Raw genomic sequence first — 13,909 nt, forward strand, 5'->3', positions numbered from 1 at the left:
GATCGAGTTTGGATTTAGCAAAACTCTACCCAACAAATCACATCGCGAGGGATGGCAATATTGCGGCCTTTTTGGTTGAGATACACTGTGGTTTCATCGCGACTATTGAGCGTACCTTGCCATTGAGATTTTTCCTTATAGGGGGGATCGGTTATAACGATCACGGAAAATCCCTTAAAGGCGATAAAGTCGCGGTCAGTGGTTAGCCGTTTGGAAATGCCAGGGCTGGAAATTTCCAACACATAGGATTGGGTAATCAGTTGACTTTCTTCCAGGGCTATATCTAGGAGGTGGCTCATTTGTTCGCACTCATCTAACCCGGTATCTTGATTGGGGTTCCGAATATCAACCCGTAATACCGGCGGATTTTGGTTAGTTTGGAAGGTTGCACCAACGACTTCCAAACCCAGTTTTTGGGCAACTGGGGTAGCCAACTCCAGGATTTGTGGAATTAAAGGATGAACCATAACACACCATCTACTGCCATAAAAAAAAGCGGGTTAGTCCCACTCAAGCGTCTGAGATTGGGTTAGGGAGGGATCGTTGTGGCGATCGCCCCTAGCCTATAGACTGGAGATCGCTTCACACTAGGGTGAGCGGTCTTTTTTCTCTCCCTGAGATCGGGGGTCAGGGTTTCAGGAGAAAAGATAGACTTTCTTCAATGCCAAGCTGAACCTTCAATGCATTGACAGAACCGACTTCACTTTGGATCAGGAGGTTCAGTAGACTCTCCGAGTCAAGCACGGTTATGGCCAATTATAATCTATTTCCTCTCATCCACGCTAGAGGGTTAGCGTTTTTTGCTTCTTTCCAGACGTTTGGTTTCTTCTAAAATTTTCTCGATGTCTTCTTCGGCTAGGCGTTGTACATAGTTGACCTTAAACTCTTCTAAAAAGTCACTCACTAGAGATTCAAGTTCTTGGGTTGTATGTTTTTGTTGCAGTTCGGCATTTAAAGATTTACTAAATTGTTCTACCAAACGACCCATTAACTCTGCCCCAACGGTATCATTCTTAATGGCTTCATATAGGTTTTGAGAGCCATCAGCCATCAACCGGGAAAGCTGCTCAGAGATCTGTTGACTAAATTGACGCGGGAATTGGGCGAGAGCGGGAATGTTTTTAAGATTCTGATAGAAAGGGGTAGCTTCAGCGACTCGATCGAGATTATGGTTAATAATTTCTTGGATTTGGGGTTGCAGGGTGGGTAAAACTTGGCAAATAATCACTTCGGTTAAACGATGGGTGATGGCTTCAATTTCATTAACATTATTGAGATCAATGTATTCACGAGTTGCTCCTTCAAAAAATTGTCGAGCTAGGGAACCACTCCGAACTTCATTTTGGAGTTGATTAATGACTCGAATAATAATCACTTCTGTGAGTTCGCCTGCAATGGTTGCCACAAACCCTCGACTGAGTTGGACACGAACGGGTTCTAGGTTAATCAGTTTGGCCTGATGTAGCCGTATGGTGACCGAAATAACCCGCGACCATCGAAATAGGGGTAAAAATAGGAGAACATCATACCATCTCCAGAGCATGGCATCGGTGATTGTGATGGTATCATGTGTGCGACTGATGTATAAGCTACGAGCTAAAAATTCCAGTAAGAAGAGAAGGGCAAAAGGGAAATCGAGGGCTGCAAATAAATCGGTATATCCGCCGGTCTCATCAATGGATCGATAGTAGTTACTCGCCATTAAGGGAGCGATTTTAGATTCAAAGAGCTGGACTTGATCTTCAGGATTGTTTAAGAGATTTTCTACCGTCCAAAATTGATCAAATGCATCTTTTGCTGATTCTACTTTCATGTAATCTCGCGCTCGATTTTTAATCTTTTCCAAGGTTCCGCTTTTATTCGCTACTTGAAAAGGATTTTGATCGATAATTTCTGCACTCAATTCTCTCAATTTTGCTAAAATAATTTCAGATTCTGGCGATCCATACCCGGTTTTTTGAGCCTGTTTTTGCAGTTGGTCAACGACTTCTAGATAATATTGAGTATCTCGGTTTTCTTCAATCCCTTTGACGGGATCGTACCAAAGGGTGACTGGAGAGGAATAAATGGAATCGGAGAGAATGGGCACTTTAATAATTAAGCCTACGAAGGGAACTTGAATAGTTCCTTGCAGCCAAAAGTTCCGCAGTTGAATGTAACTGAGGTCAAAGGCAACTAGGGCTAAATTAACGGTGGCGATCGCCGCCATAATACGTTCATACCACAGGGCGATCGCTCCCCGTTTTTTTTTCGATAACCGTTGCAAACTGCTCATCATTCAATGGTGCTACTACCGGTTGATGCACGCTAACACGAGGGAGGCACTTCTTCAAGAATGGTAAACCGGACATGATTTAAGGCTAAATCTCCCACGGAGAGCTTTTCTCTGTCTACGGGTTGTCCATCTAAGCGAATACGCTCGAAGGGAATTCCTTTGCCGATTTCAATATGATACCAGGCTAACCCCATAAAAAACCGAGATAAATGATTGCCATCTTCCATATCATCGGGGTTGGATTCCATGGGAACCCAACCGATACTGGGAATATAAAATTCCAGCCAAACATGATTATAATCTGGCTCTAGGGGAACGCCTTTATATTCCGGACTAGCAGGGCATTTATAGCGGCCAATGGTGCGGCAAGCAATGCCATTTAATCGAGCTAGAGCGAGTAATACGCCTACATATTCGCCACAAGATCCCGCCCCTCTAGAGAGGACAACATCGGGGGTTTCGATTTTGGTGGTGAGTCGATAGGAGAGCCTGTCGTAAGCATAATTACGCAAGGCAATCATACGTCTTAAAAAGTTTGTTTCTCCAGCGACGGCTTCTTGAGCTGCTTCTTGGACGATCGCCGTATCCATGGCTAAATTATCATCATCGACTAAATAGCGCTGTTGTAAGTCCGGTTCTAGAGGGGGGATTTTTTCTACATCCAGGGGCACAAGGCTATATTTTATGCTGTAAACCTCGATTAAAGCTTTCCAGCCAAAAATCCGTTTTTCATAGGGTTTGAGATGGTCAAAGTTAAAAACAGCCACTTTTTGCCCTTCTTGAATTTCTTCGGTAAACTCTAAACCGATCGCCTCTATCGATCGGACTTTTTGCCGCGCTGTTTCTGAGGGGAGAGCAATGCGCCATTGCAAGCTTTTTAACTCAATGGCTTCCAGGGGAGAGAGTTCTTCCACATAGGACATCTCGATCAGATAGCCATTGGAGAGACCATAATAGCCATCGGCATTATAGGCATAGTAAAGAGGATGAATAAACGTGCGATCGCGCCAAGCCAACTGAAGGGGGGGATCGGAATTGGGATCGTCCCGGATAAAGGGTTTTTCACTAGCGTAGGAAACATAGAGCAATTCTTCGGAAGTCTTGGGATCGGTATAAAAGGTTAATCCAGTGGGACTATCAAAGGGGGTGAGGAAACTAAACTTAATCTCACCGGTTGCCCGATCCATACAATAAACGGTCTGTTCTTCCTTGTCTGCTACCCATAACTCTTCATGGCGGATGGTGAGACTCTCGACTCCCACTCCTGGAGGACGTAACTGAGTAATCATCCGCCCTTTATCATTAAATACTTGGATATAACAGCCTTCTTTACAGGACACATAAACCGTGGTTCCCCAAACGGCGATCCCCTCAGCGCGGAAGGGTAACGTAGCAAAGAGGCGGGGACGAAAATCGTCTAGGGAACAGCTATAGACACTATGATCGCGGGTAAACCATAGGGTGTTGTCCGCAATGGCTAAACTGTTAGCATATTTGAGGTCGGGTAGTTCATTGGGATTCAGGATGGTTGTATTATCATTTTGGCCATCAATGTGGAGCAGATAACCGCGTATGGAGTCTAGAGAAACTAATTTAGACTCATAAGAGGCTAATCCTCGGAGATCGTAAACTCCTATGGGTCGAATCGTGCGGTGAATCATGGTATTATGCTGCGCTTGGGTAATCGATAAGTAGGTCAGTTAATCGGTTCAGAGTACCATATTAGGGATATTATGCTTGTAATGGAAATTTATGACTAGGCAAGCGTTGTTTTTGGTCAATACTCACTCCCGAAGGGGTAGGCATTCTCGCGACGAGGCGATCGCCTATTTAGAACATCAAGGATTTGAGTTGTTAGAGGTTACTCCTTCCAACTATCAAGAATTACCAGAAGTGATTCGAGAGTATGGCCCCCAAATGGATTTAGTGATTATTGGAGGAGGGGATGGCACTCTGAATGGGGCAGTGGATGCCCTGGTGGAGATCCAAAGACCTTTGGGTATTTTACCGATGGGAACGGCTAACGATCTGGCGCGAACGTTACAGATCCCGGTGTCAATTCCGGCGGCTTGTCGGGCGATCGCCACGGGAGAATTACACCAAATTGATTTAGGCTGGGTGAATGGCAAGTATTTCTTTAATGTGGCTAGTTTGGGCTTAAGTGTGAAGATTACTGCTCGCCTCAGTAAGCAATCTAAGGGCCGTTGGGGGATTTTTGCCTATGCTTTATCTGCCCTTAAAGCGTTAACCCAATCTCGTTTATTTGATGCGGAAATTCGAGCGGGTGAAGATTCCCATCGGGTCAAAACTATTCAAATTGCCATTGGTAATGGGCGCTATTATGGGGGAGGCATGGCCATCGCCCATGATGCGGCGATCGACGATCAACGGCTCGACCTCTACAGCCTAGGATTAGAACATTGGTGGCAAATTCTCGCCGTCTTTCCCGCCCTTCGTCAAGGTCGCTATCATACTTTACCGGGGGTATTATCCCTCAATGGTACAGAAATTCAGGTTTACACCCGTCATTCTCTGCCTATCAACACCGACGGTGAAATCACTACCACCACTCCCGCTCACTTCCGCGTCATCCCTAAAGCCTTATCCATTTTCATTCCCAGTCCGAAACCGCAACCGGTTCATCAAAGCTGGGTTTGATGAACCGGTTGTTGTGCTACAAAATGGGTGGTGTAAAGACAAGCTATGGCTTGTCTCTACATCCCTTAAGCAATGGGAGGAGAAAAGACTTCTGCCCCCACCTGCATCTGAGCAGCAGACATCGCCACAAAATTGGTACTGCTCAAGCCCCCCGTATAATCCACCAAAACGCCTAAACTTTGTCCCGTTGCCGCAATGCGAATTAACGTATCATTGGCGGAACTTCCGGCTAAGTTGCCACTGGTGTCAAACTCTAGGCTAGAGAAGGTTAAACCATTGGTTAAACCGATTAAATCTTGTGTCCCATTCCAATCGAGAATTTGATCGATTAAACCGGGATTATTATTGGCTTCATCGGTGCGGAAAACAAAGGTATCTACATCTGCCCCACCCGTAAGTAAATCAGTACCTAAATCGCCAATGAGCAGGTCTTGTCCCGCTCCACCATCGATCAGATCGTTTCCTTGTCCACCGCGCAGCACATCATTACCGCCATCTCCGGAGAGTTGATCGTTACCTAGGTCTCCCCGCAAGAGATCGTCCCCCTCTTCACCATAGAGAAAATCATCATTTTGACCGCCTAAAAGGCGATCGCCTCCTCCCCCTCCCCGCAGGTTATCATTCCCTTCATTGCCTAAAATAATCTCGCTTAAGGATGAGCCAGAAACCCGATCATTCCCATTTAACGCCCACATTCCACCGGCATAGTTTATCAGGGAGTTGTTCCCCACTGTAGAACTCAGGATAATCACATCATCAATATCTGTTGCCACCAGACGAGAGATAGCAAACCCTGAGTCAGGCGTTAAAGTCGGAGTCGGAGTCGGAGTCGGAGTTGGCGTTGGACTTGGACTTGGACTCGTACTGGGAGGGGCAACCGGATCGCCTGGCGTTGGACTTGGACTTGTACTGGGAGGGGCAACCGGATCGGTTGGGGTTGGGGTTGGGGTTGGCGTTGGGGTTGGCGTTGGGGTTGGCGTTGGGGTTGGCGTTGGGGTTGGCGTTGGGGTTGGCGTTGGGGTTGGCGTTGGGGTTGCTGTCCCCACTTCTATCGAAGCAGAACCGAAAGAAAAGGTAGAACTAGCGCGACTCGTGAGATCGCCAAAAAATATGAAATTGGAAGTGTCGTAAGGATTAAACGGTAAGGGGGTAGTGATTTGATTAAAGTTATAGTTGCGAAGAGAGCCAGTTAAAATTTGAGTTTCATTAGCTGAGAGTTTATAGGTGCTGCCCTCAACTGCCAGAGTATAGTTCGTCGGGTTTGTCGTGTCAAAGTTAACAAATTCAGTGGCCGAATTAAAATCAGTTGCTGAAGCGGAAATCTTGTTGCTTTCAAAATCCAGTTCAATCTCACTTTGCCCCCCATTACTGACCGCTAGGACACTAAAGCCAAATCGGTTCGGATCGGGACTATTTTCTGAATTAATCCCAACATTAAAGGATAAGGTATAGCCAGCCGTTGGATCGAGGTTGGGAAAACTGGCATTAACGGGAGCGAGTTGAAACGGTTGCAGGCTAGTTGCCTGGTAATTGGTGTAACCGGCAAACCCGGTCACGCCATCTCCAGTAAAATCAGTATTGAGAGTGACGCGATTATTGGCTAGGGTTTCAGTGGCCGCAGTTGCTAAGGGTGGGGGATTAATTTGTTGTAAGCTCAGTTGTCCTTGTTGAGCCGGCCGAGTTCCTAGAGTTCCGTTAAAAAGCGTGGTTGCCAAAGTTATATCCTCACTAAATATGAATGGCTATGATTTCAGTTATTCCAGACTACAAGAGCGCTGGTTCAATTTCCTGCTGGTCTTAAATTTAGGGAATCAGAGGAAAAAAGACATTAGACCCTACTTGTAAGTCGTTTTGAGTAATGTTGATAAAGTTAGCAGGCCCTAAACCTAGGGTATAGTCTACAACAATGCCTAAACTTTGACCCGTTGAGCCAATAATAATTAAGGTATCGTTGGCTCCTCCTCCAGCTAGGTTGCGACTGGTATCAAAACCGAGGTTAGAATAGCTTAAGCCATGGGTGAGACCAATAGAGTCTTGGGTGGGATTCCAGTCTAGGATTAGATCGACGAAATTGGGGTTAGCGTTAGCTTCATCGGTACGGAAAACGAGGGTATCAAAGCCCGCTCCTCCAGAGAGGTTGTCTACCCCAAAATCTCCGATCATAAAATCTTGGCCAATGGCTCCATCGAGGATATCGTTCCCTTGACCTCCTCTGAGGGTATCATTGCCGGATTCTCCGAAGAGTTGGTCATCTCCGAGGTCTCCGCGCAGGAGATCATCTCCGTCTTCACCAAAGAGGAGGTCTTCATTTTGTCCTCCCAAGAGGCGATCGCCCCCCGGCCCTCCCCGCAATTGATCGTTGTTCAGGTTGCCTAGAATCACTTCACTGAGGTTAGACCCAAAGATCGTATCGTTCCCAGCTAGGGCCCAGAGTCCTCCTGCATAGTTAATGAGGGAATTCTGACCGACTGTAGAATTTAAGCCAATAAAATCGTTAAAATCTGTGGCTAAGAGACGGGGAGGAAAGAAGGAAAAATCAGGGGTTGTGACCATGGGTTATATCAATTAACAATGAACAATGAACAATTAACAATGTCGTGCCGTGACCAGGCTAAAGTAGTGGAATATTAGGAGTGCGAGCATCTTGCTCGCTGAAACGGCTTTTCTCTAGCGAGCGAGACGCTCGCACTCCTCTCGTCCATCGGCATTTTAGGGCAGTCGCGGCACTGCGGTTAAGAGTCTTCGCGCAGTTTATCGAGTACGCTGCGGTCTTCTAGGGTGGAGGTATCGCCCACAATTTCTTGGCCTCCAGCAAGAGAGCGCAGCAGACGACGCATAATTTTACCCGATCGCGTCTTCGGCAGAGCATCGGTAAAGCGGATCTCACTGGGACGAGCGAGGGCCCCAATTTCAGCCACCACATGCTGCTTTAACTCTTTTTCTAAGGCTTCTGAACCACTATAGGTTCCTTCTAGAGTCACAAAGGCAACAATTTCTTCCCCTTTGAGTTCATCCGGTTTACCCACAACGGCGGCTTCAGCAACGGAGGGATGGGAAACGAGGGCGGATTCAATTTCCATGGTTCCTAACCGGTGTCCAGATACATTCACCACATCATCAACCCGTCCCATGACCCAGTAATAGCCATCCTCATCTTTACGCGCTCCATCCCCAGCAAAATAGAGATATTGGCCATCTTTGGGGGGAATATGTTCCCAATAGGTGCGACGGAAGCGATCCGGATCGCCATAAACGGTTCGCATCATACTCGGCCAAGGATGACGCACCACCAAATAGCCCCCCTGATTATCCTCTACCGGGTTGCCTTCTAGGTCTACGACATCCGCCAAAATACCGGGGAAGGGTAGGGTGGCTGAACCGGGTTTGGTGGGAATCGCTCCGGGTAGGGGAGTGAGCATAAATCCGCCGGTTTCCGTTTGCCACCAGGTATCGACGATGGGGCATTTTTCATGGCCGATAATGCGGTGATACCACATCCAAGCCTCTGGGTTAATGGGTTCGCCGACTGTGCCTAAAATCCGCAGGGAGGAGAGGTCGCGGGCGTTGGGGTGATGTTCTCCCATTTTGATGAAGGCGCGAATGGCGGTAGGCGCGGTATAGAAGATGGTTACGCCATATTTTTCGACCACATCCCAGAAGCAACCGGGATTAGAGTTACGGGGGGCCCCTTCGTACATGACGGTGGTGGCTCCATTGGAGAGGGGGCCATAGACAATATAGCTGTGGCCGGTAATCCAGCCGACATCGGCGGTACACCAATAAACGTCGGTCTCTTGCAGGTCAAAGGCCCATTTGAGGGTCATGTGGGTATAGAGGTTATAGCCGCCGGTGGTGTGAACGACTCCTTTGGGTTTGCCGGTGGTTCCGGAGGTGTAGAGGATGAAGAGCATGTCTTCGCTGTCCATGGGTTCGGCTGGACAATGGGCGGAGACTCCGGCTTGTAGGTCGTGCCACCAGTGGTCGCGACCGGGTTCCATGTGAACTTGTTGTTTGGTGCGTTGGACGACTAGCACGTTATCGACGGAGGGGACGGCATTATCGGCGATCGCCTTATCTACCTGGAGTTTCAGGGGTACAATGCTATCTTTGCGCCATCCGCCATCGGCGGTGATCACGAGTTTGGCTTCTGCGTCTAGAAGGCGATCTTTGAGGGCTTCGGCACTAAATCCGCCAAAAATGACGGTATGGGGTGCGCCAATGCGGGCACAGGCTAAGAGGGCGATCGCCGCTTCGGGGATCATGGGCATGTAGATGCCGACGCGATCGCCTTTTTGCACCCCTAACTGTTTGAGTACATTGGCCATTTGGCAGACTTCCCGATGCAGTTGGGCGTAGGTGAGGGTGCGGGAGTCTCCCGGTTCTCCTTCCCAAATGAGGGCGGCTTTATTTTTGCGCCAGGTTTTCAGGTGGCGATCGAGGCAATTATAAGAAATATTAATTTTTCCACCCACAAACCACTTGGCAAAGGGAGGTTGCCAGTCCAGGACTTGATCCCATTTCTCAAACCAATCTAATTCCTGTTCTGCCAGTTCTGCCCAGAACCCTTGGGGGTCAGCTTTGGCTTTTTCACAGAGCTGCTGATACTCTTGCAAGCTTTTAATCTGGGCATTTTCGGCAAATTCTGCTGAGGGGTGAAATTGACGTTTTTCTTTGAGGATTGATTCAATGGTTGGTTGTGACATGCTAGGTCGGTGAATCTTATCGTAAAAGTCTATTCACTCTTTGTAATCCAGAATCACCCCAATAGAGGTTGAGTTTCATTAAGTTTAAGATTTACGGCTCTCTTGAGGAAGATTCTTCCTGCTGTTCCCTGGACAGAAACCGCACCGCTTCAATTTGATGAGCGATCGCCACCCGTTGCCGTTCTCCTTGAGGCAACAACAGATAAATCCCACTACCATTGCTATAAGCTACTGTACCATCAGCGGCCAAATCATACGCCAAAACACTGGTTGCTAAAACCTCTGGCAATCCCTGAGTTCCCTGGCGTACTAACTCCCAACTCGGAGGAACCAAGGCTGGTGCATCCTGATCTTCCGCATGTTGCTTGGGGAGGCGATCCAATGTTAACCAATCTCCCCAGATCCGCATTCGCTTTGGTTCTACCTTTTGTTGTGTTCCCGCAGCGATTAATGGCTTACCTGTAAAGCTTTGGGTAAAGAAATTAAAAAATTGGAAAATGGCATAGGCCAAGCGAAAAGGGATTAATAGCAAATCTTTCAAAAATTGCCCGATATTAAAAGAACGATGAAAAGAATGATAGGGACGACGAATATAATAGAGTAAGCCATCAGAACCGATTTGAGGCCCTAAAAAATCAGATTTGGGATCTTGAGCTAAAGTGCTTAAACTCTGTTGATTAAAATCCAACTTTTCAATCGAAAAAGGAGCGCGATCGATCACAAATCCATCCCCATTTCGACTCACTCCAGCAGATTGATAAACCAAAGCTTTTTGATTCGGTATCCAGTGTGGGGCTAAATCAATGGAATCCCCTTCTGTGATGTCATGGGGACGCACGCTATTAGGCGAGAGGGTAGCAATATTAATAATCCCTGTGGGGTAAGCTTTGGTGCAGGCAATCAAATCTTGTTGGGCACTATAATCTAAATGGCTAATCTGAAAATCGGCATTATGAAATAACCGATCTTCGCGATCACTCTTGGGATCGAACCGAAATAAGGCAGCCATATCCCCTGTTTCTATTGCGTAAAATAACTTACCCTCTCCCGAATTACACATACTACTCATCATAACTGGAACCACGGCTTCCGCCTGTTGTTCCAACTGAGTCCTGGCTTGGGGAGACATGATCATCGAACGAATTCCCCTATCTTTCCAAGCATTTCGGCGCTGAATCTGTAAGCGCTGGCGTTGAATCGATTGGCCAAATTCACTCTTGATTTCCCGAAATTGATTCTCAGCCTCTTGGAGATAAAGTTTACCTTGGGCCAGATAGGCAATCGGTCGAGACATGATAGGCGATCCAGAAGATATTGCAATCAAGCTAACCTATTTTAACCGAATCATTGACCAAGAACAATTGAGCATTTTTTCTTAAAGGTCGGAGCTTAATCTTGCCGCCATTCTCCTTGCAGGGTAAATGCTGCCCAATAATAGGGTTGCCACCAGGGGGAGTTTTCCCACATTTCTAATTGCGCTTCTCGCAAAGCCTGACTGGGGGATTTTCCTTCTCCTAATAAGGTTTGGTAAAAGTCAATCATTAATTGGGCGGTGGCTTGGTCATCGACGCTCCATAAACTGACCACTAAACGGGGAGAACCTGCATACATAAATCCTCGTGTTAAGCCGATTAATCCTTCTCCTTGGATATTTTGCCCTAAACCGGTTTCGCAGGCACTTAAAACGACTAATTCACTGGGGAGGTTTAAGTTAAAAATATCATGGAGTCTGAGGAATCCATTCAGGGGTTCGCCATCCGGATTGACTAAGGAAAAGACTAAGCCAGAGAGGGCAGGGTTGGTGCTATTCATTAACCCATGGGTGGCAAAGTGAATAATTTGATATTGGGCGAGTTGATTACTGGTGGCTAACTCCCGACTGGCGCTAAATCCAAAGCCTTGGAGACGCTCTGGGGGAGGAACGAGGTCTAAAATGCTTTCGGCTTCCTGTTGGGTGTAGGGGAGGCGGTCAAATAAGACACCGGATTCTTTGGCCGATCGCTCTAAATCAGGGGGTAGGGGTTGCCCCTTGCGCGTGCTGCTGCTACTGACTCGGCCATCATTTTGCCCAAATACTGGATCGGCAAGTACGGCTAGGGTTTTGGGGGCGCGTTTGCGTCCTTGGGTTTCTTGTCTTAGGATCGCTACTGTGGAAGCGGAGGGCAGATGAACCAGTTCATGATCGGCAATTAGGGGCGTATATTTCTGGAGATTGGGAACAGCAAGCGCAGCAAAAGGTACATATTGTAAGGCTCCATGGGCGGCGATCGCCAATCGCTTATCCCCTAATTGATCGGCTACTGGCCCCAAAATCTGCTGGCTGAGGGCAGATGCTGCTTCTTCCATTACCTTGCGGCGTATCCTTTGGGTGGGAATGGTGAGGGCATCTCGAAACTGACGGGCGCTTTGTTCTAGGGTTTCTCGTCCAGGGAGTTCATAGGTTTTAATCTCCGTAGAGCTGACGAGCCACAGGTAACTTCTTTCTTTGCCTAAAAAGTATTCTAACAGTAGGGTATCCGGGTCGAGAACTTGGGTTTGGATCTCCTCTAGGGTGAGGGGTTGGGGTTGGGTGAGGGCGGCGTAGCGGGGACTAGAGACGCGAATTAGGGCTTGGACGGCTCGGTATTGGTCGAGAAGCCTTTTGATGTCTGCGTCAATTGTCTCAGCTTCTTGTTGGGTATGGGAGCGACTGAGAATCTGAATTCGGCGCTCTTCTTGAAGATTCAGTTGCTGTTGCAGGCTTTTTTTCTGCTCTAAGAGGGTGGGGTTAACTCCGGCACTCACATCTCCAGAAGCTTCGGCGAGAATATCTAATAATGACCTGGCTCTTGCTTGTTCGCTCACTTGTAAGGCTTGGGCATCATAGCCTTGTTGAGGAAACTGCTGGTGTAGTTGCATGAGCAGATCGATGTAAAATTCGTAATAGTCCTGTTTGGAGGCAAAAAAGCTGGTGCGTAATTCTTGACTGGCTAGATGAAGGCGCAGATCTTCGATAATCGAGATGGCTGGTTTGAGGGTTTTTAAGGCTTCTTCTAACTTTCCTTGTTGCTGTTGCACTTGGGCGATGCGATACAGACTGAGGGCTTCTTTGGGGCGATCGCTAATGGCTTGCCGAATGGTGAGAGCTTGTTGATAATAGTCTAGGGCTTGTTCGAGTTTGCCCTGATTGGCATGGACATAACCGATATTATTGAGGGTACTGGCCTTACCTTTGCGATCGCCGACTTGCTCCCATAAGGGTATAGCTTGTTGATAATAATTCATGGCTTTTTCCCAGTCTCCCCGATTGGCATACACATAACCCACATTATTTAGGGTACTGGCTTCACCGGGGCGATCGCCCACTTCTGACCACAAGGGTAGTGCCCGTTCATAATAGGTGAGTGCCTGTTGGGGTAATTCCACCGCATCATAATACAAGCCCATATTATTCAAAGTCCGGGCCATCCCCAACTTATCCTTGAGGGTACGATAGGTAACAAGCGCTTGTTCATAGGCGGGTAAGGATTGGTCATAATCCCCCAAATGATCGTAAATAACCCCAATATTATTCAATGTCGCGGCTTCTCCATAGCCGTCTTCTACCTCGCGCCAGAGGGGAAGGGCGCGATTATAGTAATCTAAAGCTTGCTGATACTGACCGAGGCGATCGTAAACCACACCGATATTATTAAATGTATAGGCTTCACCTCCGCGATCTTTAGCCTGTTGATAGTGTTGTAGCGCCTGACGATAAGCATTAAGCGCCCGATCCATATCCGTCTGAATTTGATAAATTAAACCCATTTGGTTCAAACTATCCGCCATTCCCACGGCATCGGTTGTTTGCTCATAAAAGGCTAAAGCCTGTTGCACATAGCCTAAAGAGGGTTCTAATTGTCCTAAATTTTTATAGACAATGCCTAAAAGTAAACCACTGAGTGCCGATCGCTGTACTTGGCCCTGTTCTTGATACAATTGGTAAGCCGTTTTCAGCAGGGGAATGGCTTGTTCAAATCCTCCTGCTGTTCCTTGTTGATACCATTCTAGGGCCTGTTGAAAGATGGAGTCTGGAGAATTTGGCTCAATGGTTTTGCTTAGAGTCGTCACCCTGGATAAAGGGGTAATCCGCTCAGAGGGCTGTAAATTCTGGCTAGACTCGACGGGGAAAGATGGTTTTCCCATGGCTCCTCCTAGGCTGAAAAGAATCAAGCCCATGAGAGGTAAGCGATAGTTAATGTGCGATAAGGGGACAAAGGGCGATCGCCAATTCATAGTTTAATCTGTTGCAATC

Annotated in this window: 9 protein-coding genes; 1 reads left to right on the plus strand and 8 read right to left on the minus strand. The window is 47.4% G+C overall.

What is annotated here, in order from left to right; all coding sequences use genetic code 11:
- Positions 1-14: 14 nt before the first annotated feature.
- From rimP to AC3FZD_RS09575, 3 genes are all read right to left on the minus strand, one after another.
- Positions 15-467 (minus strand): ribosome maturation factor RimP, encoded by a 453-nt coding sequence (gene rimP, locus AC3FZD_RS09565; protein WP_488739910.1) that lies wholly within the window; start codon positions 465-467, stop codon positions 15-17.
- A gap of 323 nt (positions 468-790) precedes the next feature.
- On the minus strand, positions 791-2,278 hold the full coding sequence (locus AC3FZD_RS09570) for a hypothetical protein (RefSeq protein ID WP_488739911.1): 1,488 nt from the start codon (positions 2,276-2,278) through the stop codon (positions 791-793).
- Positions 2,279-2,307: 29 nt separating this feature from the next.
- Positions 2,308-3,936 (minus strand): transglutaminase domain-containing protein, encoded by a 1,629-nt coding sequence (locus AC3FZD_RS09575; RefSeq protein ID WP_488739912.1) that lies wholly within the window; start codon positions 3,934-3,936, stop codon positions 2,308-2,310.
- 91 nt (positions 3,937-4,027) lie between these two features.
- Between AC3FZD_RS09575 and AC3FZD_RS09580 the strand changes: the two genes are divergently transcribed.
- Entirely contained in the window at positions 4,028-4,933 is a 906-nt protein-coding gene (locus tag AC3FZD_RS09580; RefSeq protein ID WP_488739913.1) for a lipid kinase, read from the plus strand.
- A 65-nt stretch (positions 4,934-4,998) separates the two neighbouring features.
- On the opposite strand, the gene AC3FZD_RS09585 is transcribed toward AC3FZD_RS09580, so the two are convergent.
- The 5 genes from AC3FZD_RS09585 to AC3FZD_RS09605 all read right to left on the minus strand — a co-directional run bounded on the left by AC3FZD_RS09585 (position 4,999) and on the right by AC3FZD_RS09605 (position 13,890).
- Entirely contained in the window at positions 4,999-6,648 is a 1,650-nt protein-coding gene (locus AC3FZD_RS09585) for a calcium-binding protein (protein ID WP_488739914.1), read from the minus strand.
- 88 nt (positions 6,649-6,736) lie between these two features.
- The gene (locus AC3FZD_RS09590) at positions 6,737-7,486 is read right to left on the minus strand and encodes a calcium-binding protein (protein ID WP_488739915.1); all 750 of its coding nucleotides are present in this window, start codon (positions 7,484-7,486) and stop codon (positions 6,737-6,739) included.
- Positions 7,487-7,665: 179 nt separating this feature from the next.
- Complete coding sequence (gene acs / locus AC3FZD_RS09595; RefSeq protein ID WP_488739916.1) at positions 7,666-9,636, minus strand: acetate--CoA ligase; 1,971 nt, start codon at positions 9,634-9,636, stop codon at positions 7,666-7,668.
- 91 nt (positions 9,637-9,727) lie between these two features.
- Positions 9,728-10,930 carry a hypothetical protein gene (locus AC3FZD_RS09600; protein ID WP_488739917.1) on the minus strand — a complete coding sequence of 401 codons (1,203 nt, stop codon included), beginning with the start codon at positions 10,928-10,930 and terminating at the stop codon, positions 9,728-9,730.
- A 95-nt stretch (positions 10,931-11,025) separates the two neighbouring features.
- Positions 11,026-13,890 carry a CHAT domain-containing protein gene (locus AC3FZD_RS09605; protein ID WP_488739918.1) on the minus strand — a complete coding sequence of 955 codons (2,865 nt, stop codon included), beginning with the start codon at positions 13,888-13,890 and terminating at the stop codon, positions 11,026-11,028.
- Between the last annotated feature and the right edge of the window lie 19 nt (positions 13,891-13,909).

The organism is Roseofilum sp. KMC-1 (genome assembly GCF_057802075.1).